A 19,736-nucleotide genomic window follows, 5' to 3' on the forward strand; every position below is an offset into this window, starting at 1 on the left:
GTTCCGGCTGTCGTACCTCGTGACGGCCTGGACCAAACAGCCCGAGGACGAACACCGGCGCCCCCTCGGGGGCGGGCCACCGGCTCCGTCGTGTCCGTCCCGTCAGCCCGACGGCCTCAGCACCGGGCGGGCGTTGGCGTAGCTGTGGCCCAGCAGCACCGCCTCGGTACGGGTGCGCAGGTCGAGCTTGGTGAGGATGTGGTACACGTGGCTGCGGACGGTGGCCTCCTGGACGTGCAGGCGACGAGCGATCGCGGTGTTGGTGATGCCGTGGCCCAGGGCTTCCAGCACCTCCAGCTCCCGTTCCGTCAGCACGTCCTCGACCTGCGGCAGCGACAGGTGCTCACGCCGCATCCCGTCCGCCATCCAGCCGACCAGGACCGCGGCGATCGAGGCGGACAGATAGGTGCGCCCGTGATGGGCCTCCAGGACCGCGGTGCCGAGGTCCCGCTGACTGGTGTTGCGGTCCACGAAACCGCGCACCGCGGACTGCACGGCCCTGCGCAGCGCGACAGGGTCGTCGGGCTGCATCAGGGTCACCACCGCCGGCCGGTGTCCCGCGGGGGCCGGTTCGGCGAGGGTCGCACCGGCCCGGTCCTCCAGGGAGTCACCTCCGACGAGCAGTACGTCGGGCCTGGCGTGCAGGGTGCGTGCGGCCGCCTGTCGCGCCGAGCCGTAGTCGGCGATGATCTCGATCTGCGGGTAGGCGTCGAGGATCGCCCGGATCCCGGCCCGCAGGATCGGATCTTCGTCCAGGACGACCAGGCGGACGGGCCGGTCCGCCGGACGGGACACGAACTCGGCACGGTGCAGTGCGGTCTGACCCTGTGTCGAGGTCACGGTCGACTCCTTCGGCCAAGGGGGGTCTGTACGTGCTCGGGACCGGGGGGACGCAGGGTCAGCGCCCTTCGATAACGTTGTCGGAGGCCACGGCGGTCCGGGCGGACAGGCCGGGAGCATGCAGCGCCGAGACCGTCTCCGTGTGGTCCCAGCCGATGTCGCCGCCGTCGGGGGAAGCGGTCGCCGCCACTCCCAGGGCGAGGAGAGAAGCGACGGCGAGAGCGGCGGAGGCCACAGGGCCGGTTTTCTTGAGCATGGGAAGAACTCCTGATCCACGTTGCAGCGTGCGGTCTAGACAAATCCCTGGAGGACGATCTCACCATTCGGTTGGGGGAGAACCGTTCCGTCCGGTCGAGGCGGTCGCCTGCGATCGTCAGTCTGCGCGAGTCACCCGCACCGGCGGAACACTCCTTCCCTGGCACCTAGGTGCCTGGGCACGTAGGTGCCACATCCGGCGGTGAGAAACCGCAGGTCACACAAGGCGTGGTTGAAGGGACTCCGACCTGCTGGCAGACTCGGGGTGTCGCACGAACCACGGGGGAAGGGAAAAGGACGGGAGAAATCAGGCGCGGTGACGATGTTGAGCATTCTGGGTCTCAGCCCGATCGCCGAAGCGGTCTACACCGCTTTAGTGAGCGAGTCGCATTCCCGCCCCGGCGAACTGACCGCACCCACCGGCCTCACAGAGGGCGAAATAGCCAAAGCCCTCGACGAACTCACCGAATTGTCCCTGGTCCGCCCGTCGAGAGAATCCGCCGAGAGTGTGCGCGCGGTGAGTTTCCCCGTCGCTCTCACCATTCTGCTGCGCAGCCAGGAGGCCGAACTGGCCCGGCAGGTCGAGGAACTGACCTCGAAGAGGGCCGCCGTGGCGGAGGCCGCGGCGACACTGAACCTCGTGCACGACGGCACGGAACGGCTGATCGGCATCGACGCCATCGAGACCAGACTGGAGATCCTCGCCCAGGAGGCCGAGGACGAATGTCTCGCGGTGCTCCCCGGCGGGGCCCAGTCACAGGCGAGCCTCGACGCGTCCCGGCCGCTCGACGAGGAGGCGCTCAGACGCGGGATCTCCCTGCTGAACCTCTACGAGGCCACCATGCGCCACGACGAGGCGACCCGCTCCTACGCGGAGTGGCTGATCGGGCGGGGAGCGCAGGTGCGCACCGCCACGGTCCTGCCCCCGCGCATGCTGATCTTCGACCGCAAGGTGGCCGTCATCCCGATCGACCCCGCCGACTCCCGCGCCGGCGCTCTCATCACCCGCGAACCCGGCGTCGTCGCGACACTCGCCTCGACCTACCAGCAGGCGTGGTCCTGTGCCGTCCCCTACACCGCCGACCAGCACCCGCGCTGGAGAAACGATCTGACGGAGGCCCAGCACAGACTGCTGTCCCTGCTGGCGCAGGGCATGACGGACGAGGCGGCCGCCAAACGGCTCGGCCTGGGACTGCGTACGGTGCGCCGCCAGATGTCGGCCATCATGGAACGCCTCGGTGCCCAGAGCCGGTTCGAAGCGGGCGTGAAGGCCGCCCAGCACGGATGGCTGTGACGTCCCGCACCGCTTCGGCCCCTTCACCCGCCGCGTCCGTTCCTCCCCTCCCCCGGCAGGACCGGCCGCGTCCGCCGCTCCCCGTCGCGGACAGGACGGACCCTAAGGGATCCGCCGTGCCGGCGACGACCTCGGACCGGCTGATACGACGTCAACAGAACAGTGACGCATTCCTGTTGCGCGGGAGGCGGCGGGAACACCCGGTCGCCGGTGCACGGTTCGCGGGGGGGGCGCCGCCGCCCGGCCGTCACGGTGTCGTGAACTCGTACTCGGTGAAGGCGGGGGGCGCCGCGGCGGCACCGGCGACGAACTCGGTCCACTCCCTGGTGTGCGCCTGTTCCTTGTGCGCGTTGTGGGCGTCGCGGCTGGTCCAGATCTCCAGCAGACGCAGGTTCCGCGGTTCCCCGGCCCGCCAGGAGAGCTGGTACTCCACGCAGCCTTCCTCGGCGGCGCACGCCTGCTGGAAGGCCGCGCCCGCGGCGGCGACCTCGTCGGTGCGGGCGGCGTCCACGACGACCCCGCCGTGAATGATGATCATTTCGGTGTTCTCCTCATGGTGTGGGTCTCGCCGGAGCGGACGGCCGCAGGGCGGACGCCGACGGGCGATCGGTGGGTCAGCCGGCGAACTGGGCGCGCAGGACGGGCAGTACGTGCCGGCCGAGCAGCCGGACCGAGGCGAGGGGGTCGGGCCCCATCGGCGGTCCGAAGGAGATGTGGCGCACCCCGGCGTCGATGAGCTGGGCGCACTGTTCGATGACGTCGTCGACGCCGCCGACGATGCCCAGGGTCATCATCGAGTCCGTCACCGAGGCGATCGCCTCCTCCTCCCGGCCCTGGAGCATCAGGTCCTGGGTGCGGGCGAACTCCTCCGGGTCGAGCCCGGACGACTTGAGGGCCTCGACGGAGAGCGACCCGCTGTACAGGGCGATGTGCCGGGCCAGCAGGCGGCGCGCGTGGGCGCGGTCGTCGGAGATCGACGCCCAGACGCACGCGGCGACGTCGAGATCGGAGACGTCCCGGCCCGCCTTGGCCGCACCGGCCGCGAGCCGCTCCATCACGGTGTGCACATGGCCCGGCGGCAGGCAGAGCGGAAGCGCGCCGTCGGCGATGCGGCCGGCCATGGTCAGCATCTGCGGTCCCATCGCACCGACGTAGACGGGGGTGGGCCGGGAGAACCGCAGGAGCGCCTGCTCGGTCCAGCCGTCGGCCACGCCGTCCACCCCCGCCGGGCTGCGGCCGTTGACGAGTTCCCGGATGGCGAGCACGGCCTCGCGGGTGCGCACCACCGGTGGCTTCGGCCGGATCCCCGCCCACCGGAAGAACACGTCCGAGCCGGCCCCGATCCCCAGCAGGAAGCGGTTGCCGGACAGTTCCTGGAGTCCGGACGCGAACATGGCGATCTGGGCGGGGTGCAGGGACACCGGATCCATCACGCCGGAGCCGAACCTGATGCGGGTGGTGCGCATCGCGATGGCGGCCAGGGTGACGAGTCCGGGTTCGCCGAAGATGTCGTTGCCGGTCCACACCTGGTCGAAGCCGGCCTCCTCCACGGCGAGCGCGCTGTCGACGACGGTGCCGATGCCATGGCCGCCGATGCGGGCGCTGAACACCACGGGCCTCATGTCCCGTTCTCCTTCAGGTCGTCCGGTTCACGGTCGTCCGGTTCACGGTCGTCCGGTTCGCGGTCGTCCGGTTCGCGGTCGGTGACGGTCGTCACCCTCATGTGCAGACCCTCGGGCGGGTCGGGACACGCCAGCAGCGGTTCACCGCGCAGATATCCGTCGGGCTCCGCGGCGTCCAGCCGGCCCAGGACCGCGGGCAGGACGGAGGCGACGGCGAAGTAGCAGAACCGCTTGCCCTCCGGCACGGTCAGCCCGGTGGAGTCCGTCTCGAACCAGTCGCCGATCTCCAGTCCGCAGGCCGAGTAGTTCATCGCCTCGACGGTGCAGCGCACCCGGATCCCGCTCATGTCGCCGCCCCGCGCGAACCGCCCGGTGCGGCCGGTGCGCCGTCCCCGGCCGCTTCCGCCAGGTCGTCCGGCGAGACGCCGTCCGGGACGACGTCGAGGCGCAGGACGACGTTCTCGCGCGCGTCCGGGCAGGTCAGCCATGGCTTGCGGACCAGCCAGTCGTCGGCGGGCAGCGGGTTCTGCCGCATGCCCAGCACCGGCAGGACGGCGGCGAGGGCCAGCGGGCAGAACGGCCGGCCGCGGGTGGAGAGGCCGGGCCCGTCGACGTCCACCCAGTCACCGGTCCTGATGCCGCAGCGCGGGGCGTCCGCCCGGTCCACCACCACACGCACCCGGGGGGCCGGCGGCAGCATGGGCTGCTCCGGGCTCATGACGCGCACCGGTCCCGCACCCCGCCGCCCCGGGCCGTGTCGTCCGGCACCGTCAGTCCCGTCGCGGGGTGGGTGAGCGCGGTCCGGGCGAGGGTGCCCAGGTGCATGCGGCGGGTACCGGCGTGGGCGAGCGCTCCGTAGGCGTCGCGCAGCACGCGTTGCAGGGGGCTGGTGTCCAGGATGTAGCGCGCCCCGGCGAGTTCGGTGCACAGGTCCACGACGCGTCGCAGGCCCAGCGCGGCGACGGCGTTGGCGGCCGTCATACGGTCCTCGTGGACGGGGGTGAGCACGTCGTCGGAGAAGATGATGTCGTCGGTGATGCGTGCCGTCTCCCGCACCCCCGCGTAGGCGAAGTCGACCTCGCCCATCGCGGCGCCCAGGGCCTGCGCGGTCGCGGTGTCCAGCCGGGCGGCGCCGCCGTCGCCCAGCCTGCCGCGCACGGTGTCGGCGGTGAGGTTCACCAGATGCCGGGCGACGCCCAGGACGACGCCGGTCAGTGCGAAGTGGGAGAGCTTGACACTGCGGTTGAGGGGGTCCTTGGTGTGGTCGTACGGGGCCTCGCGGTCGAAGGAGTGGTCGGCCGGGACGAAGACGGGTGTGGTGATGGCGTACGAGGTGCTGCCCGAGCCCCGCACGCCCAGGGTCTGCCAGTTGTGGGCCGGTTCGACGGCCTCGCGCGGCAGCCAGAGACCGAGGTGGCGCTGCTTGCCGTCGGGGCCCGGGGCGGGCGTGTCGCCGTCGAAGACGAGCGCTCCGCCGACTATGTGCTCGGCGCTGTAGCTGCCGCTGCCCCAGTCCCAGGCGCCGGTCACCAGGAAGCCGCCGTCCACGATCTCGGCCCGGCCGCGCGGGTGGAACGAGCCGCTCGTCGGCATGTCCCGGGTGGGGTACAGCTCGGCGTAGGCCCGGTCGCCCAGGCGTCCGGCGTAGTAGCCGCCCGCGTTGAGGACGCCGATGTTCCAGCCCGCAGAGGCGTCCACCGCGGCGACGGCGGCGACCACCTCCACCTGCTGGGAGAGCGTCATCTCCAGGCCGCCCCGGAAGGCCGGGAAGCCCATCTCGAAGACGCCCGCGCGCCGCATGGCGGTCAGCGCGCGGGGGGTGAGGCGTGCGGCGTCCTCGATGCCGTCGGCCTCCTCGGCGACGAGCGGCAGCAGGGCGCGGGTGTTCTCGATCACCGCGGAGGGCGAGTCGGGGTCACGCAGTTCGATGCCGGGGCTCTGTTCGGCCGCCGAAGTCGTGGTGGTGCTCATGGGACATCCTCAGGTGTGGGTCGTACGGTGCGGGCGGGCGGGTTGCCCGGGGGTGCGGGCGCGTCAGGCGGCGACCGGTTCGCCGCCGGTCACCCAGACCGTCTGGCCGGTGATCGCCTCCGCGTCCAGCAGGCCGGTGACGGCGTCCGCGACCTGGGCGGGGGTGGGGAAGTCGGGCAGGGCCATGCGCTGCCGCAGCGCGTCGGACAGGCCGGCGAGGGCGCCGGTGAGCGGGGTGTCGTCGGCCGGGTCGACGACCCGGCCGGGGGCGACGACGTTGGCGGTGATCCCGGCCCGCCCCTCCTCCCAGGCGAGGTAGCGGGTCAGTACCGTCGCGGCCGCCTTGGCGGCGCCGTAGGCGCCGAAGCCGGTCGCGGGGCGGGCCATCAGCGCACCGGAGACGTACACGACCCTCCCCCAGCCGCGCGCCCGCATGCCCGGGACCAGACGGGTGCACAGCGCGGCGTGGACACCGACCGCGGCGAGGTGCCCGGCGAGGACCGCCGGGTCCGTCTCCGCGACCGGCGCCGGGACGGAGAGGGCCGGGTGGGCGGCGTTGACCAGCACGCCGACCGGTCCCAGCCGTTCCTCCGCCGCCGACACCGCGGCCTCCAGGGCCGCCGGGTCCGTCAGGTCCGCGCCCACCGCGAGGTGCCGGCCGGGCAGGGCGGCCGCCACCCGCTCCGCCTCGGCCCGCCGTCCCCGGTAGTGGACGGCCACCCTCGTCCCCCGGGCGGCCAGGGCGGCGGCGACCGCGCGCCCGACGGGGCCGGTGGCGCCGGCCACCAGCGCCACCCGGTCCCGCAGCGGGTCGGCGCGGACGGACGGCGGCTGCGGCGAGGGACCGGTCATCGCAGCACCGCGGAGAGAAAGGCCCTGGTGCGTTCGTGGCGGGGTGCGGAGAGCACCTGGGACGGCGGGCCCTGTTCCACGATCCGTCCGGCGTCCATGAACACCACGCGGTCGCCGACCTCCCGCGCGAAGCCCATCTCGTGGGTCACCACGATCATCGTGATGCCGCCGGTGAGCGCCAGGTCCTTCATCACCGACAGCACCTCGCCGACGAGTTCGGGATCGAGCGCGCTGGTCGGCTCGTCGAAGAGCATCACCTTCGGCCGCATCGCCAGGGCCCGTGCGATCGCCACCCGCTGCTGCTGGCCGCCGGAGAGCCTGGACGGGTACGCGGACTCCTTGCCCGCGAGGCCCACCCGGGCCAGCAGCGAGGCCGCGTACTCCCGGGCCTTCGGCTGGAGCACGCCCTTCACCTTGATCGGGGCGAAGGAGACGTTCTCCAGCACGGTCATGTGCGGGAAGAGGTTGAAGTGCTGGAAGACCATGCCGATCTCCAGGCGCTGCCGGCATGCCTCGGACTCGCGCAGTTCGTGCAGCCGGCCGCGGTGCTCGCGGTAGCCGACGAGTTCGCCGTCCACCCGGACGCTGCCCGAGCCGATCTCCTCGAGGTGGTTGATGGTGCGCAGCAGGGTGCTCTTGCCGGACCCGGAGGGACCGATGATGCAGAGGGTCTCGCCGGTGGCGACGGTGAGGTCGACGTCGAAGAGGACCTGGGTGCTGCCGTACCACTTGCTGACGCCCTCGACGGCGACCATGACCGCCGGGTCCGCCGCCGTCTCCGCTCCCGTGGTCATCGCTCCGCCGTCCTGCGCTCGAGGTAGAACTGGGCGACCGAGTAGACGACGATCACCAGCAGGTACCAGATGGTGGCCACCATCAGCATTTCGATGGTGCGGAAGTTGACGCTGGACAGGCCCTGGGTCACCGTCAGCAGGTCACCGCCGGCGATGACGGAGACGATGGCCGAGGCCTTCAGCATGCCGATGAACTCGTTGCCCAGCGGCGGGATGATGATGCGCAGCGCCTGGGGAAGCACCACATGGCGCAGGGTGCGGCCGGTGTCCAGGCCGAGTGCCTTGGCCGCTTCGTGCTGGCCGCGTCCGACGGACAGCAGCCCGGCCCGGACGATCTCCGCCATGTAGCCGGAGCCGGCCGCCGCGAGGCCGATGACCGACGCCACGAACGGGGTGACGACGGAGCCGACCGGCGCGCTCCACAGGTCGAGCGAGGTGAACGGGATGCCCACGGTGATCTTCTTGAAGAAGAGGCCGAGGTTGCCGATGAAGATCAGCAGGACGATCAGCGGGACACCGCGGAAGAGGAACACCCAGCCGGCGGCGAAGCCCGATATGACCTTGCTCTGCGAGGTGCGCATCACGCCGATGACCACGGCGAGGGCCAGCGCGAAGACCATCGCGACGACCGTCATCTCCAGGGTCTGGAGCAGACCGTTCAGGACGTCGCCGTTGAAGAGGTACTCGCCGACGACGCTCCACTTCAGGTTGGGGTTGGTCGCCAGCCCGTAGAGCATGCCGAGCAGGACGAGGACGACGACGACCGCGCCGGCCGTACGTCCCCAGTGCCGTACCGGCACCACGTCCGGCCGGGTGCCGTGCCGGGACCGGGGCCACCGGCGTGCGGCGGGGGTACCGGGGCCGCCGCGGTCCGCGGCCGGACGTGTCTTCTCGCCCTCCGCTGTCGAGGTGTCCGTCATCGCGTCGTCTCCTGTCGTGTCGCCGTCCGGGACGGCACGCTCGCCGCGCCAGGCGGGATGCCACCGTTCGGGGCGGGGACGGGGGAAGCCTCGGTACGGGTCACGCGGCCCTCCTTCGGTAGGGGGAGGCTGGCTGGGATCGGGATCTGGTGCCTGCGCCGGGGTGTATGTCGTGCGGGCGGCCGGGGTGCACGTCGTGCGGTGTGCCGCGGGACCGGCCGGCGGACGACGCGGCGGGACCGGGTCCGGCGGTGTGCGGTGGCGGGAGTCCGCGGAGCCGGAGGGGTCGGGAGGCTCGCGGTACGGGAGGCGGGCGCCGGGATGCCGGCGGGGGTGTCCGGCCGGCCGGGTCATCGGCGTGCGGCGGGAGGAGTCTTCGGCGGCTCGGGGCCGCGGGCCCGAGGTGATCGGGCCGGGAGGCCGGTGCGGCTCGTCCTCGGGAGGCCGGCTCCGTACGGGACCGGGCAGAACGGGGTCCGAGGGGCGGTGAGCCGGTCCCCGGTGCGCGGTGGCCGCTTCGTGGGCGGCTGCCGGCGGCGCGTCCGGTGCCCGCCGCGGAGGATGGGCCGGTGCGGGTGCCGTGCGGAGGGTCCGGCGGTCAGGCCTTGGAGCCAGCGGGGGTGCCGGTGATCGGGTTGATCTTGACCTCGGCGGCGGTCACCTCGGCGGAGGTCACCTCGTACTTGGCCATGATCTTGGCGTATTCGCCATTGGCGACGAGCTTCTTGAGCGCGGCGGCGAACGCCTTCGACAATCCCGCCTGATTCTTGCCGACGGCAATGGAGTTGTACGTGGGAGGCATTTCCCCGTCGGGTACCACGGCGGCGGCGAATGTGCCGGAGCCCGCCTGGACGATCTTGTCCTGGCTGGTGGTGTCGTCGAGCCATCCGAAGACGCTGCCGGCCTTCACCGCGCTGATGGCGGCGGTCGCCCCGTTGTACTGGGCGAGTTTGATGGGGTTGTCCGCACAGGATTTCTTGCTGGCGGCCTTGACCGCCGTGGCCTGGATCGAGCCGACGGGCACGCCGATCTTCTTGCCGCAGAGGTCGGCCAAAGCCGACACCCCGCTCTTGTTCGCGTCCAGCAGCAGAATCGATTCTGTGCTCTTGTAGAACGGCACCAGGTCGACGATCGACTTCTCCCGCTCCTCGGTCGCGGTCACCTGGCCCCACAGGGCGTCGACCGTGCCGGACTGCACTCCCGGCAGCTGGGCGGGCCACTGGAGGTTCTTCCAGGTCACGGAGACACCGAGCAGCTTCCCCACGGCGGCGGCGAGGTCGGGGGCGACCCCCACCGGCTTGGTCGTGTCGGACGCGGCGACGCTGATCAGCGGGGGCGTCTCCCAGAGCGCGCCCAGCTTGACGGTCCCGGCCTTGCGGACCGCGGCGGGGAGCAGGGCGGCGAGTTCCTTGTCGGCCTGCGGTGCGGAGGCGCCGGCGGCGGTGTCCTTCGTGGCGGCCGAGGAACAGCCCGCCAGGAGTATGCCGGTCACGGCCAGGCTGCCGAGGACCGCGGCGGTCCTTCCGTTTCTGGATTCACGGAGGGGGAAGTGCGACATGAAATGTTCCGTTCTCAGGGTGGTTCGACACTGGTGGAGCGGAATGAGCCAGGGATGACGCGACGATTTCCTGCATGTTTCACTTGCCTGATGGCCGTCACGATTCCGTTAGACCATCAGTAGTATGCATCCTTCGTCGCGTGCGGCAGATAGGAGCGCATCTCGTTTTTTCGGCTTTTCCGGTTCGTCCGCCACGGCCACCGTGTATTCGTGGCCGTAACGGCGCAGGAAGTCGACCAGGTCGTCGGCGCGTACGCGCCGCTCGCCGGGCCGGGGCCGCGGACGGGCCAACCGCCGCAGCGGGGACTGGCCGTGACGGGTCATCAGCCGGGCCACCTCCGCCTCGACGGCGGGGTCGAGGTCGGCCGCGAGCAGGATGCCGAGGCGGTGGCCCGCGGGGCGGTGGGCGGCACGGACCGCTTCGAGGAGGGCCTGCGGACCGTCGACGCGGACCGGTTGCGGGGGCGGCTCCGCGGCGGCGGCCGGGCCGGGGACGGCGACCGGGTCCGGTACGGCGGGAACGGCGACCGGGTCCGGTGCGGCCGGCCAGACGCCCGAGCGGACCCAGCGCGCGGCCGCCGGCCACGGGCCGTACCCGGAGCGCTCGTTGAGGTGTCCGCCGCCGTCCAGGGTGACGACGGGCAGCCCGAGCGGGCGCGCGTAGCAGGTGTCCGCTCCCTGCGGGGCCCACGGGTCGTCCGCCGCGTGGACCAGCAGCGGCGGTGCCGCGGACAGCGTACGCACCGCGGCCGGGCCGGCCAGGAGCGGCCCGCCCAGGTCCCCCGCCGCGCGGTCCGGCGCCGGCGGTGCCACCAGCAGGACCCGGGCGGCCGGGGGGACGTCCGGACCGGCTCGTTCCTCCGCCAGCCGCAGCCAGAGCAGGGCGCCGAGCCCGTGCGCGGCCACCACGCAGCCCGGTGTCCTGCGCAGTTCGCGGCGGACCGCCGCCGTCCAGGCCGCCCTGCGGGGTGCGTCGGGCGCGGGCAGGGTGAGGTACTCGACCGTCCAGCCCTCGTCGGCCAGTTGCTCGGCGAGCAGGCCCTGCCAGTGGCCGGGGCCGCGCCGGTGCTGCCAGCCGTCCAGGAGCAGGAGGTGCCGGGCGGCGGTCACGAGGCGAGCCTGCGGAAGGCGGAGCCGTGGAACACCAGCGGTTCGGCGTCGCTGTCGTGCCAGAGGCGGTGGACCTCCAGCAGCACCACCCGGTGGTCACCGGCGGGGACCTCGTCGAAGACCGAGCAGTCCAGCCACACCGCCGCGCCGGGGAAGAAGACGGCGCCCTCCGGGGTGGTCTCCAGGGGCTCGCCGGCGAGGCGGGCGGCGGGGTCCGGTGAGGCGAGCCGCCGGCACAGGGCGGCCTGCTCGGCGCCGAGCACGGAGACACCGAGCCGCCCGGCGGCGCGCATCGGCGGCCAGGTGGCGGACGCGTTGCGCACGGCGAACGACACCAGGGCCGGGTCGAGGGAGACCCCGACGGTGAAGGACGAGGCGATCAGCACCGACGGGCCGTCGGCCAGCCGCGCCGAGAGCGCGACCACTCCGGAGGGAAACCCGGCGAACGCGGCGCGCAGCGCCCCGACTCCGGCCGTCGGCCCTATGAAGGTCGTCATGGCATCTCCTGGGTCTGCTCGGGGGAGCCGGTGCGCGGGTTTTCCCTTCCGGTCACGGCGCGGACATGGGCGGCGGCGCGGGTGAGCACGGTCTTCTGCAGGGAGTCGAAGAGCGGAATGCTCTCCTTGCCGGGCCAGTCCGCCGGCAGCAGCGAGGCGGGCAGTCCGGGGTCGAGGTAGGGGATGATCCGCCAGGTGTCGAGACTGGATATCCAGGTGGCGAAGGCCCGTTCGGGCTTCGGGTCGGTGCCCAGGGAGCGGATCTGCTCGCCGTGGGCGGACACGAACGCCTCGTGCAGATCGCCGATGGCGTCCAGGTCCCACCAGGTGGCTACCTGCCGCGCCAGTGGTACGGATCCGCGGACCTCGTCGACGAGGAACAGGGTGGCGCCGGTGTCCGGGCCGAGGTCGTCGACGATCTCCTGCACCTCCTCGGCCAGGTACTCGGGGCACACCCAGAGGGCGGGCGAGACCGAGCCGCAGCCGATCCAGTGGAGCCGGCGCCGCAGCTGGTGGCGCAGACCGCGGTTCTCCTCGGGCACCGAGTAGGAGATCAGGCACCAGCGGTCGTCCTCGGTCATCCACCGGGGGGTGTAGATGCGCCGGTCGCCCCTCACCAGCATGGGCACCGCCTCGGGCAGCAGCCGGTAGCCCGGCACCCCGTCGCGGACCTCGGGCGTGAGCAGTCCCTTGTTCTTCACCCGGCTGAGCGCGGTCCGGGTGCGGGGTGCCGAGACCCCGGCGGTTCTCATCAGCTCCACCAGGTGGGACACGGCGATCCAGCCGCCCATGCCCCGGAGGTAGGTGCCGACGACGGTCCGCAGGAGCGAGGTGGCGCTCCCGGGCCGTGAGTCCATGTCGTCCAGGATGGCGCTCACCCCGCCTCCGCCCGCAGCAGCGCGTCACGTACCTCGGTCAGACCGCGGGCGACCTCGGTGAAGCTGGTGCTGAGCGGGGAGAGACCGATCCGCATGGCCTGCGGCGGCCGGAAGTCGGGGATGACCCCGCGCTTCCACAGCTCCGCGGTGACCGCTCGGAAGGCGGGGTGGTCGAGGGTGACGTGGCTGCCGCGGCGGTCGGGGTCGCGCGGGGAGGCGACCCGGACGCCGAGCGGGACGAGCAGCGTGTCGGCGAGTTCGACGGCGTACTGCGTGAGGGCGACCGACTTGCGGCGCACGGCCGCCATGCCCGCCTCGTCGATCAGGTGCAGCATGTCCCTCATCGGCAGCATGCCCAGGACCGGCGGGGTGCCGCTGATCATCCGGCGGATGCCGTCCGCGGGCCGGTAGGAGTCGGCCATCGCGAAGGGGTCGGCCGCGCCCATCCAGCCCTGGACCGGCTGGCGCAGGTCCGGCTGGAGGGACCGGGCGACGTAGGCGAAGGCGGGCGCGCCCGGTCCCCCGTTGAGGTACTTGTAGGTGCAGCCGACCGCCAGGTCGACGTCCCAGGCGTCCAGTTCCGTCGGCACCGCGCCGGCCGAGTGGCACAGGTCCCACAGCACCAGGGCCCCGGCGTCGTGGGCCGCGGCGGTGATCCGCGGCATGTCGGCGAGGTGGCCGGAGCGGTAGGCGACATGGCTGAGCAGCACCAGCGCCGTGTCGGGGCCGGTGTTCGCCACGACCTGTTCGACCGTCACGCCCTCCCCGGGCTCCGGGGTGATCCAGCGCAGCCGCAGCCCGCACTCCTCGGCGACACCCTCCAGCACGAACCGGTCGGTGGGGAAGTTGTCGCGGTCCAGGAGGATCTCCCCGCGGCCGGGGCGGGCCCGGACCGCGGCCCGGCAGAGTTTGTACAGCAGCACGGTCGTCGAGTCGGCCACCACGGTCTGTCCGGGACCCGCGCCGAGGACGACCCGGCCGATGAGATCGCCCAGTTCGGTCGGGGAGTCCATCCAGTTCTCGTCCCAGGCGCGGATCAGACGCGCGGCCCACACCTCGTCGACGAACCGGGCCAGGTGCTCCCGGGTGGCGGTCAGGGGCCGGCCGAGCGAGTTCCCGTCGAAGTAGGCGACCAGGTCCTCGCCCGGTTCCACGAAGCGCCGGCGGAGGTGGGCGAGCGGGTCGCGGGCGTCCAGCTCTGCCGCCCGGTTCAGCACCGCGTCGGCGGACACGCCGGGCACGGCGGGGTCAGTGGTCAATTGAGTCGACCTCCATGAGGGAGCGGCTGGCGCCGCTCGGTCTGCGAAAGTCCGGAGTGCCGCCCGTGCCGGGCCGCGGGACCGGCGGCCGGGTGCCGGGTGCCGGGCCGGGCCCGGCGGCGGGGCTCAGGCGCCGATCGTGGTGCGGACGCTGAGGAGTTCGGGGAAGAAAGTGAGGTCGAGGGCCCTGCGGAGGAATCCGACGCCGCTCGAACCGCCCGTGCCCTGTTTCATGCCGATGGTGCGCTGGACGGTGCGCAGGTGCCAGAACCGCCAGGCCTGGACGGCGTCCTCCAGGTCGACGAGGTCCTCGCACGCCTCGTAGACGTCCCAGTCCGCCGCGGGGTTCTCGTACACCTCGCGGAAGACGGGGACCAGGGCGTCCACCTGTACATGGGCGCGCCGGACGTCCCGGTCGAGGAGGTCCTGCGGGACGGCGTGCCCGCGCCGGGCCAGCAGTCGCAGGAAGGCGTCGTACAGCGTCGGCTCGTCGAGCAGCGTGCGCAGGACGCGCTGCGCGTCGGGCCGTGAGTCGAACACGGTGAGCATCCGCTCGTTCTTGTTGCCCAGCAGGAACTCGACGGCCCGGTACTGGTAGGACTGGAACCCGGAGGACGACGCGAGGGTGTCCCGGAACTGGGCGTACTCGCTGGGCGTCAGGGTCGCCAGCACACTCCACTGCTCGGTCATGGTGCGCAGCACCGCCTTGACCCGGGCCAGCCGCTTCAGCGCGAGCCGCAGTTCGTCGGTGTCCAGCAGGGAACGGGCCGAGAGCAGCTCGTGCAGGACCAGTTTGAGCCACAGCTCGGTGGTCTGGTGCTGGATGATGAAGAGCATCTCGTCGTGGTGCGCGGGTGTGCTGAGCGGGTGCTGGGCACCGAGGATCCGGTCCAGGTCCAGATAGGTCCCGTAGTCGAGCGCTTGGCTGAAATCCGTGGTGATGCCGTCCTCGAGGGGACGTTCACCGTTCTCGATGTCCATCAGTGCGTCTCCGTCCTAGTGGCACGGGAGCAACGTAACGCTTTCCTGACGGTCGGCACAGATGTGAAACCCAACTTTAACGAAATACCCGTACAGTCCCCCCCCCATGACTCCTACCGACAGTGCGCAGCCGGCCACCCCCGCGAAGACCCCCGCCCGGGATCCCTGGGACCTGCCCGACGTCTCCGGGCTCGTCGTCGGCGTCCTCGGCGGCACCGGACCGCAGGGCAAGGGGCTGGCCCGCCGGCTCGCCGCGGCCGGCCAGAAGGTGATCCTCGGGTCACGGGACGCCGGACGCGCGGAGGCCGCCGCCGGCGAACTGGGCGACGGCGTCGAGGGCGCCGGCAACGCCGAGGCCGCCCGCCGCTGTGACCTGGTGATCGTCGCCGTGCCCTGGGAGGGGCACGCGGCCCTCCTGGCCTCCCTCCGCGAGGAGCTGGCGGGCAAGATCGTCGTCGACTGCGTCAACCCCCTCGGCTTCGACGGGAAGGGCGCGTACGCGATCAGGCCCGTGGAGGGCAGCGCCGCCGAACAGGCCGCCGCCCTGCTGCCGGACTCGCGGGTCACCGCCGCCTTCCATCACCTCTCCGCCGTGCTGCTCCAGGACGACACGGTCGAGCGCGTCGACACCGACGTGATGGTCCTCGGCGAGGAGCGGGCCGACACGGAGATCGTCCAGGCACTGGCCGGCCGCATCCCCGGCATGCGCGGCGTCTACGCCGGGCGGCTGCGCAACGCCCATCAGGTGGAGTCGCTGGTCGCCAACCTGATCTCGGTGAACCGCCGCTACCGGGCGCACGCGGGGCTGCGCGTGACGGACGTGTGATCCTCCCGTCCACTCTTGACGTCTTTGTGACGGGCGTGACATTTATGGGACACGCACGCCGCGGAGGCGTACCGAGGACGGGACAGGACACCGATGCACTTCGCCACCCTTTCCGGGCCGGCCGGCCCCACCGCCGCGGTCCTCGCCCAGGACACCTGGCACGCACTGCCCTGGGCCGACCTGTCGGAGCTCCTGGGGGCCACCACGTTCGCCGAGGCCGCGGCGCTGGCCGGCGGTCCCGTGCCGGACGCGCGGCCGCTGCTGCCGCTGCCCCGCCCAGGGAAGGTGATCTGCTGCGGGCTCAACTACGGCGACCACATCCGGGAGACGGGCCGCGCGCTGCCCGAGTACCCCACGCTCTTCCCCAAGTACGCGGACACCCTCACCGGTCCGGACGCGGATCTGGTGCTGCCCCGGGGGACGCAGCTCGACTGGGAGGCCGAACTGGCCGTGGTGGTCGGGGCGGTGCTGCGTTCGGTGGACCGGGACACCGCGGCGGCGGGCATCGCCGGCTACACGGTGACCAACGACATCTCGGTGCGCGACTGGCAGTACCGGACCCTGGAATGGTTCCAGGGCAAGGCCTGGGACGCCTCCACCCCGGCCGGTCCCGTCGTGGTGACCCCGGAGGAGATCGACCCGGTGGCGGGCGTGGACGTGGTCTGCCGGGTCAACGGCGAGGAGGTGCAGCGGGGCGACACCGGCTCGCTCGTCTTCGACGCCGCCGGACTCCTCGCCTACATCTCCACGTTCACCGTGCTGCGGCCGGGCGACCTCGTCCTGACCGGAACGCCGGGCGGGGTGGGGACGGCCCGGGAACCGCAGTGGTTCCTCGCCGACGGCGACGTCGTCGAGACCTCGGTCACCGGCATCGGGACCCTGCGCAACACGGTCCGCCTCACCGGCTGACCCGGCGGACGGCGGTTCCTCGACCGGCCCCGCCCGCACGCCCGTTGCCGGTCGCGCGCCCGTTCCCGGCGTCAGCCGTCACGCCTGCCGTCGCCGTCGCCCGGCCAGTGGCCCGCCGCGTACGCCAGCGCCCGCCCCTCCAGTGTCGCCACCATGCGCTCGAAGACCTGGACGGCGGCGGGGCCGCTCCAGTCCTCGGTCAGCACCTCCGGCGGAAGTCCCGGGTCCCGGAAGGGGAGTTTGCGCCAGTGGTCGACCACGGAGAGATAGCGGACGAACGCCTCCTGGCCGGGGATGACGGCGCGGGCCGCGAGCCGGTCGGCCTCCTCGCCGTGGGCGTCGACGAACTTCCGGTACTGCCGGTCGATCTCGGCGAGGTCCCAGCCGCTGCCGACGAGGTCGCGCAGGCGCGGGCCCGCGACGTACTCGCCGACGAACACGGCGCAGCTGTCGGTCAGTTCCAGTTCCCCGATCGCCCGCCGGGCCGCGTCCAGCATGCGCGCCGGGGCGATCCACACGGCGGACCCGATGTTGCCGAACCCCAGCGACGCCAGATGGGAGCGCAGCTGGTGGCGCTTGGCGCGGGCGGACTCCGGCACCGAGAAGTTGACCACGCACCAGCCGTCCGCCAGGTCGGCCGGCTGCCGGGCGTGCCAGATGACCTCGTCCCCGGCGGCGAGCGCCTCGAGCGCCGTCGCCGTCAGGACGTAGCCGCGTGTCCCGGCGCGGCTCTCCGCCGCCAGCCAGCCGCGCCGTTTGAGCCGGGAGACCGCCGTGCGGACGCTGGAGGCGTCCGCCCCGGCCAGCGAGAGCAGTTCGACGGAGCCCGCGATCGGCATCCAGTTGCCCATCTTGCGGACCACGGACCCGAAGAAACTCACCAGCACCGTGCGCGAGCGGCGTACGGCCGCCGGTTCGGCTCCCTGCGCATCGTTCACGCAGGTCAGTATGACGGACGCGGCAGCGCGCCCACGGCCGGGTCAGTCCGCCCGGGGCGGGCGCGGCCGGACCAGGCGGTCGTCGGGGATCACCGCGACGCCGAGGATCTCGATCATCGCCTCGGGCTGCCACAGCGCGGTGCAGCCGATGCCCGCCATGGCCGGGTACACGGAGCCGGCGAGCTCCCGCCAGACCTCACCGATCTCCCGGCCGTGCGCCTGGTAGTCGGGGATGTCCGTGAGGTACAGGGTGATGCTGACCAGGTCCTCCGGCTCGCCGCCCGCTTCCCGGAGCGTGGTGAGCACATTGCCGAAGGCCTGGCGGAACTGCTCGACGATACCGCCCGGGACGATCCGCATACCGGCGTCGAGCGCGGTCTGTCCGCCCAGGTGGAGCGTGTTCCCGGCCAGGGTGCCGTGCGAGTAGCCGCGCGGGGCGGGAAGCGCGGCCGGGTTCACTGCGACGGGAGCCATGGGACCTCCGGATCGATGGGTGCGCCTCCGGTACATCACCGGAGGCATTGACAATAAATGACGGTCGTGAAGAATACGAGACATAGCAAGACCTCATCCCGGTTCCGGTGCGAGCGGCCTTGCCCCCGGCCGGCCACCGCCGGCCGTGAGAACCGGCTCGCGGGATCCGCGCGGCGGTCCCGGCCCCGTGACGGCGTCTCGGCGCGACCTCACCCCAGCGGCCCGCCGGGCACAGCTCATCGACTCACCCCCAGGGAAACGGAGCACGGCTCATGGAACCCGACCTCGGTTCGTACCGCCTGGAAGGCGACAACTCGATGTACCGGCTGCCCAGCGGCATCGTCGCCCCCGTGGTGACCCGCGGCGGCCTGGAGAACGCCGACACCGCCGACTCCGGCGGGGCCGTGCGGGTCTCCGGCGTCAGCGCGCAGCACACCCCGGCGACCCGGCTGTGGTACGGCAAGGTCAGCAACGAGCCGGGCTACCGCTCGGTCACCCACCACCACGGCGAGGCCGAGACCGGCGGCTACGTCCTGTCGGGCCGTGCCCGGATCTACTTCGGCGAGAAGTTCGAGGACTACGTCGACATGGAGGAGGGCGACTGGGTGTTCGTGCCGCCCTTCATGCCGCACGTCGAGTGCAACCTCTCGCGCAGCCGGCCCCTGGTCTGGATGACCACCCGCACCCCGGAGAACATCGTGGTCAACCTGCCCGACGTACGGGACGCCGAGCTGCGCGACTGGCTGGACCGCGGATGACCGGGCCCGGCACGGACACCCCGGGAACGGGCACCCCCGACACCCCCGTACCCACCACTCCCCTACCCGCCACCTCCGTACCCGCACCGGCCGCAGCCACCTCGGCCGTGTTCACCTCCGCCGTCACCCTGAAGCCCGCGCGGCCGGAGCACTTCGACCTCGCCTTCACCGGCACCACCCAGCCCTGCCCCTGGCCCAAGGCCTACGGCGGTGACCTGGTCGCCCAGGCGGCGGCCGCGGCCATGCGCTCGGTCACCGACGGCAAGTCGCTCCACTCCCTGCACAGTTACTTCATGCGCCCGGCGGACATCGGTGCCGAGGTGCGCTACGAGGTGGAGGTGCTGCGCGACGGACGCGGCTACAGCACCCGGCAGGTGCGCGGCCACCAGAACGGCCGGCCGATCTTCGTCTCCCTCGCCGGCTTCGCCGCGGGCGAGTCCGGCCCGGTCTTCGAGACACCCCTCGCCGGCGAGGTGCCCGCCCCGGCGGAACTGCCCGGCTCGGCGGAGTACCTCAGCGGCCACGACGGCACGGCACCCGACGGCGCCCGCGCCTACTGGTCCCACGGACGCGGCTTCGACCTGCGGCACGTCCCCGGACCGGTCTACCTCACCGTCGAGGGCGAACGCACACCTCACCAGGCGGTGTGGGTCAAGCCGTTCGACGAGCTCCGCCCTGTCGAGGGACTGACGGACCGTCAGCGCGACCTCGCCGCACTCGCCTACGTCTGCGACTACACGATCCTCGAACCCGTCCTCCGGGTGCTCGGCCTGGCCTGGGCACAGCCCGGCCTGGTCACCGCCAGCATCGACCACGCCATGTGGTTCCACCGTCCGGGACCGGTGGACGGCTGGCTGCTCTACGTCCAGGAAGCGGTGTCCGCCGACGCGGGCCGCGGCCTGGCCACGGGCCGCTTCTTCACACGCGACCACCGCCACCTGGCCACTGTCGTCCAGGAGGGCGTGATCCGTTCCGCCTGACCGCCGGACGACCGGCGGCT

23 protein-coding genes are annotated in these 19,736 nt (G+C 72.5%); 5 read left to right on the top strand and 18 right to left on the bottom strand.

Features of this window, described 5'->3' with window-relative positions; all coding sequences use genetic code 11:
- Nucleotides 1–102: 102 nt before the first annotated feature.
- On the bottom strand, nucleotides 103–840 hold the full coding sequence (locus ABZ862_RS29260) for a response regulator transcription factor (protein WP_360964295.1): 738 nt from the start codon (nucleotides 838–840) through the stop codon (nucleotides 103–105).
- A gap of 58 nt (nucleotides 841–898) precedes the next feature.
- Complete coding sequence (locus ABZ862_RS29265) at nucleotides 899–1,096, bottom strand: hypothetical protein (RefSeq protein ID WP_360964298.1); 198 nt, start codon at nucleotides 1,094–1,096, stop codon at nucleotides 899–901.
- 321 nt (nucleotides 1,097–1,417) lie between these two features.
- On the opposite strand from ABZ862_RS29265, the gene ABZ862_RS29270 reads away from it, so the two are divergent.
- A complete protein-coding gene (locus ABZ862_RS29270) occupies nucleotides 1,418–2,389 on the top strand; it encodes a LuxR C-terminal-related transcriptional regulator (protein ID WP_360964301.1) in 972 nt (323 codons plus the stop codon).
- A gap of 247 nt (nucleotides 2,390–2,636) precedes the next feature.
- On the opposite strand, the gene ABZ862_RS29275 is transcribed toward ABZ862_RS29270, so the two are convergent.
- The 14 genes from ABZ862_RS29275 to ABZ862_RS29340 all read right to left on the bottom strand — a co-directional run bounded on the left by ABZ862_RS29275 (nucleotide 2,637) and on the right by ABZ862_RS29340 (nucleotide 14,831).
- The gene (locus ABZ862_RS29275; RefSeq protein WP_360964303.1) at nucleotides 2,637–2,927 is read right to left on the bottom strand and encodes an antibiotic biosynthesis monooxygenase; all 291 of its coding nucleotides are present in this window, start codon (nucleotides 2,925–2,927) and stop codon (nucleotides 2,637–2,639) included.
- A gap of 76 nt (nucleotides 2,928–3,003) precedes the next feature.
- The gene (locus ABZ862_RS29280; protein WP_360964306.1) at nucleotides 3,004–4,011 is read right to left on the bottom strand and encodes an LLM class flavin-dependent oxidoreductase; all 1,008 of its coding nucleotides are present in this window, start codon (nucleotides 4,009–4,011) and stop codon (nucleotides 3,004–3,006) included.
- Nucleotides 4,008–4,358 carry a TIGR04076 family protein gene (locus tag ABZ862_RS29285; RefSeq protein ID WP_360964309.1) on the bottom strand — a complete coding sequence of 117 codons (351 nt, stop codon included), beginning with the start codon at nucleotides 4,356–4,358 and terminating at the stop codon, nucleotides 4,008–4,010. The genes ABZ862_RS29280 and ABZ862_RS29285 overlap by 4 nt, the downstream gene beginning before the upstream one ends.
- Nucleotides 4,355–4,729, bottom strand: coding sequence for a TIGR04076 family protein (locus ABZ862_RS29290; protein WP_360964311.1), 375 nt, complete (start codon nucleotides 4,727–4,729; stop codon nucleotides 4,355–4,357). The genes ABZ862_RS29285 and ABZ862_RS29290 overlap by 4 nt, the downstream gene beginning before the upstream one ends.
- Nucleotides 4,726–5,982, bottom strand: coding sequence for an acyl-CoA dehydrogenase family protein (locus tag ABZ862_RS29295; RefSeq protein ID WP_360964314.1), 1,257 nt, complete (start codon nucleotides 5,980–5,982; stop codon nucleotides 4,726–4,728). The genes ABZ862_RS29290 and ABZ862_RS29295 overlap by 4 nt, the downstream gene beginning before the upstream one ends.
- Before the next feature lie 63 nt (nucleotides 5,983–6,045).
- On the bottom strand, nucleotides 6,046–6,834 hold the full coding sequence (locus ABZ862_RS29300; protein ID WP_360964317.1) for an SDR family oxidoreductase: 789 nt from the start codon (nucleotides 6,832–6,834) through the stop codon (nucleotides 6,046–6,048).
- On the bottom strand, nucleotides 6,831–7,589 hold the full coding sequence (locus ABZ862_RS29305) for an amino acid ABC transporter ATP-binding protein (protein WP_360964605.1): 759 nt from the start codon (nucleotides 7,587–7,589) through the stop codon (nucleotides 6,831–6,833). Before ABZ862_RS29305 ends, ABZ862_RS29300 begins: the two co-directional genes overlap by 4 nt.
- 35 nt (nucleotides 7,590–7,624) lie before the next feature.
- Complete coding sequence (locus tag ABZ862_RS29310) at nucleotides 7,625–8,548, bottom strand: amino acid ABC transporter permease (protein WP_360964320.1); 924 nt, start codon at nucleotides 8,546–8,548, stop codon at nucleotides 7,625–7,627.
- A gap of 598 nt (nucleotides 8,549–9,146) precedes the next feature.
- On the bottom strand, nucleotides 9,147–10,106 hold the full coding sequence (locus tag ABZ862_RS29315; RefSeq protein ID WP_360964323.1) for a transporter substrate-binding domain-containing protein: 960 nt from the start codon (nucleotides 10,104–10,106) through the stop codon (nucleotides 9,147–9,149).
- A gap of 108 nt (nucleotides 10,107–10,214) precedes the next feature.
- Complete coding sequence (locus ABZ862_RS29320; RefSeq protein WP_360964326.1) at nucleotides 10,215–11,216, bottom strand: alpha/beta hydrolase; 1,002 nt, start codon at nucleotides 11,214–11,216, stop codon at nucleotides 10,215–10,217.
- Nucleotides 11,213–11,713, bottom strand: a complete 501-nt coding sequence (locus tag ABZ862_RS29325) for a flavin reductase family protein (protein ID WP_360964329.1) — start codon at nucleotides 11,711–11,713, stop codon at nucleotides 11,213–11,215. Before ABZ862_RS29325 ends, ABZ862_RS29320 begins: the two co-directional genes overlap by 4 nt.
- Nucleotides 11,710–12,591 carry a PaaX family transcriptional regulator C-terminal domain-containing protein gene (locus ABZ862_RS29330; RefSeq protein ID WP_360964332.1) on the bottom strand — a complete coding sequence of 294 codons (882 nt, stop codon included), beginning with the start codon at nucleotides 12,589–12,591 and terminating at the stop codon, nucleotides 11,710–11,712. Before ABZ862_RS29330 ends, ABZ862_RS29325 begins: the two co-directional genes overlap by 4 nt.
- Nucleotides 12,588–13,850 carry a kynureninase gene (gene kynU / locus ABZ862_RS29335; RefSeq protein WP_360964335.1) on the bottom strand — a complete coding sequence of 421 codons (1,263 nt, stop codon included), beginning with the start codon at nucleotides 13,848–13,850 and terminating at the stop codon, nucleotides 12,588–12,590. The genes ABZ862_RS29330 and kynU overlap by 4 nt, the downstream gene beginning before the upstream one ends.
- 126 nt (nucleotides 13,851–13,976) lie before the next feature.
- Complete coding sequence (locus tag ABZ862_RS29340; RefSeq protein ID WP_360964338.1) at nucleotides 13,977–14,831, bottom strand: tryptophan 2,3-dioxygenase family protein; 855 nt, start codon at nucleotides 14,829–14,831, stop codon at nucleotides 13,977–13,979.
- 106 nt (nucleotides 14,832–14,937) lie between these two features.
- Here ABZ862_RS29340 and npdG point away from each other — a divergent pair, with 106 nt between their 5' ends.
- Both npdG and ABZ862_RS29350 read left to right on the top strand, forming a co-directional pair.
- Complete coding sequence (gene npdG / locus ABZ862_RS29345; RefSeq protein ID WP_360964341.1) at nucleotides 14,938–15,657, top strand: NADPH-dependent F420 reductase; 720 nt, start codon at nucleotides 14,938–14,940, stop codon at nucleotides 15,655–15,657.
- Nucleotides 15,658–15,750: 93 nt separating this feature from the next.
- Complete coding sequence (locus ABZ862_RS29350) at nucleotides 15,751–16,566, top strand: fumarylacetoacetate hydrolase family protein (RefSeq protein ID WP_360964344.1); 816 nt, start codon at nucleotides 15,751–15,753, stop codon at nucleotides 16,564–16,566.
- 71 nt (nucleotides 16,567–16,637) lie between these two features.
- On the opposite strand, the gene ABZ862_RS29355 is transcribed toward ABZ862_RS29350, so the two are convergent.
- Both ABZ862_RS29355 and ABZ862_RS29360 read right to left on the bottom strand, forming a co-directional pair.
- Complete coding sequence (locus ABZ862_RS29355) at nucleotides 16,638–17,504, bottom strand: PaaX family transcriptional regulator C-terminal domain-containing protein (protein WP_360964347.1); 867 nt, start codon at nucleotides 17,502–17,504, stop codon at nucleotides 16,638–16,640.
- Nucleotides 17,505–17,546: 42 nt separating this feature from the next.
- Nucleotides 17,547–17,978, bottom strand: a complete 432-nt coding sequence (locus tag ABZ862_RS29360; RefSeq protein ID WP_360964351.1) for a RidA family protein — start codon at nucleotides 17,976–17,978, stop codon at nucleotides 17,547–17,549.
- A gap of 272 nt (nucleotides 17,979–18,250) precedes the next feature.
- Here ABZ862_RS29360 and ABZ862_RS29365 point away from each other — a divergent pair, with 272 nt between their 5' ends.
- Nucleotides 18,251–18,736 carry a cupin domain-containing protein gene (locus ABZ862_RS29365; protein WP_360964354.1) on the top strand — a complete coding sequence of 162 codons (486 nt, stop codon included), beginning with the start codon at nucleotides 18,251–18,253 and terminating at the stop codon, nucleotides 18,734–18,736.
- Nucleotides 18,733–19,716 carry an acyl-CoA thioesterase domain-containing protein gene (locus ABZ862_RS29370; protein WP_360964357.1) on the top strand — a complete coding sequence of 328 codons (984 nt, stop codon included), beginning with the start codon at nucleotides 18,733–18,735 and terminating at the stop codon, nucleotides 19,714–19,716. Before ABZ862_RS29365 ends, ABZ862_RS29370 begins: the two co-directional genes overlap by 4 nt.
- Nucleotides 19,717–19,736: the final 20 nt, after the last annotated feature.

Source organism: Streptomyces sp. NPDC047000 (assembly GCF_040644295.1).
Lineage (GTDB): Bacteria > Actinomycetota > Actinomycetes > Streptomycetales > Streptomycetaceae > Streptomyces.

Bases quoted from the DNA above. Each gene is read 5' to 3' on its own strand.
- ABZ862_RS29285 (WP_360964309.1), bottom strand. From the start codon at position 4,358: ATGAGCGGGATCCGGGTGCGCTGCACCGTCGAGGCGATGAACTACTCG.
- ABZ862_RS29290 (WP_360964311.1), bottom strand. From the start codon at position 4,729: ATGAGCCCGGAGCAGCCCATGCTGCCGCCGGCCCCCCGGGTGCGTGTG.
- ABZ862_RS29305 (WP_360964605.1), bottom strand. From the start codon at position 7,589: ATGGTCGCCGTCGAGGGCGTCAGCAAGTGGTACGGCAGCACCCAGGTC.
- ABZ862_RS29280 (WP_360964306.1), bottom strand. From the start codon at position 4,011: ATGAGGCCCGTGGTGTTCAGCGCCCGCATCGGCGGCCATGGCATCGGC.
- ABZ862_RS29310 (WP_360964320.1), bottom strand. From the start codon at position 8,548: ATGACGGACACCTCGACAGCGGAGGGCGAGAAGACACGTCCGGCCGCG.
- ABZ862_RS29265 (WP_360964298.1), bottom strand. From the start codon at position 1,096: ATGCTCAAGAAAACCGGCCCTGTGGCCTCCGCCGCTCTCGCCGTCGCT.
- ABZ862_RS29295 (WP_360964314.1), bottom strand. From the start codon at position 5,982: ATGAGCACCACCACGACTTCGGCGGCCGAACAGAGCCCCGGCATCGAA.
- ABZ862_RS29300 (WP_360964317.1), bottom strand. From the start codon at position 6,834: ATGACCGGTCCCTCGCCGCAGCCGCCGTCCGTCCGCGCCGACCCGCTG.
- ABZ862_RS29350 (WP_360964344.1), top strand. From the start codon at position 15,751: ATGCACTTCGCCACCCTTTCCGGGCCGGCCGGCCCCACCGCCGCGGTC.
- ABZ862_RS29315 (WP_360964323.1), bottom strand. From the start codon at position 10,106: ATGTCGCACTTCCCCCTCCGTGAATCCAGAAACGGAAGGACCGCCGCG.
- ABZ862_RS29270 (WP_360964301.1), top strand. From the start codon at position 1,418: ATGTTGAGCATTCTGGGTCTCAGCCCGATCGCCGAAGCGGTCTACACC.
- ABZ862_RS29365 (WP_360964354.1), top strand. From the start codon at position 18,251: ATGGAACCCGACCTCGGTTCGTACCGCCTGGAAGGCGACAACTCGATG.
- ABZ862_RS29360 (WP_360964351.1), bottom strand. From the start codon at position 17,978: ATGGCTCCCGTCGCAGTGAACCCGGCCGCGCTTCCCGCCCCGCGCGGC.
- ABZ862_RS29325 (WP_360964329.1), bottom strand. From the start codon at position 11,713: ATGACGACCTTCATAGGGCCGACGGCCGGAGTCGGGGCGCTGCGCGCC.
- ABZ862_RS29275 (WP_360964303.1), bottom strand. From the start codon at position 2,927: ATGATCATCATTCACGGCGGGGTCGTCGTGGACGCCGCCCGCACCGAC.
- ABZ862_RS29340 (WP_360964338.1), bottom strand. From the start codon at position 14,831: ATGGACATCGAGAACGGTGAACGTCCCCTCGAGGACGGCATCACCACG.
- ABZ862_RS29370 (WP_360964357.1), top strand. From the start codon at position 18,733: ATGACCGGGCCCGGCACGGACACCCCGGGAACGGGCACCCCCGACACC.
- npdG (WP_360964341.1), top strand. From the start codon at position 14,938: ATGACTCCTACCGACAGTGCGCAGCCGGCCACCCCCGCGAAGACCCCC.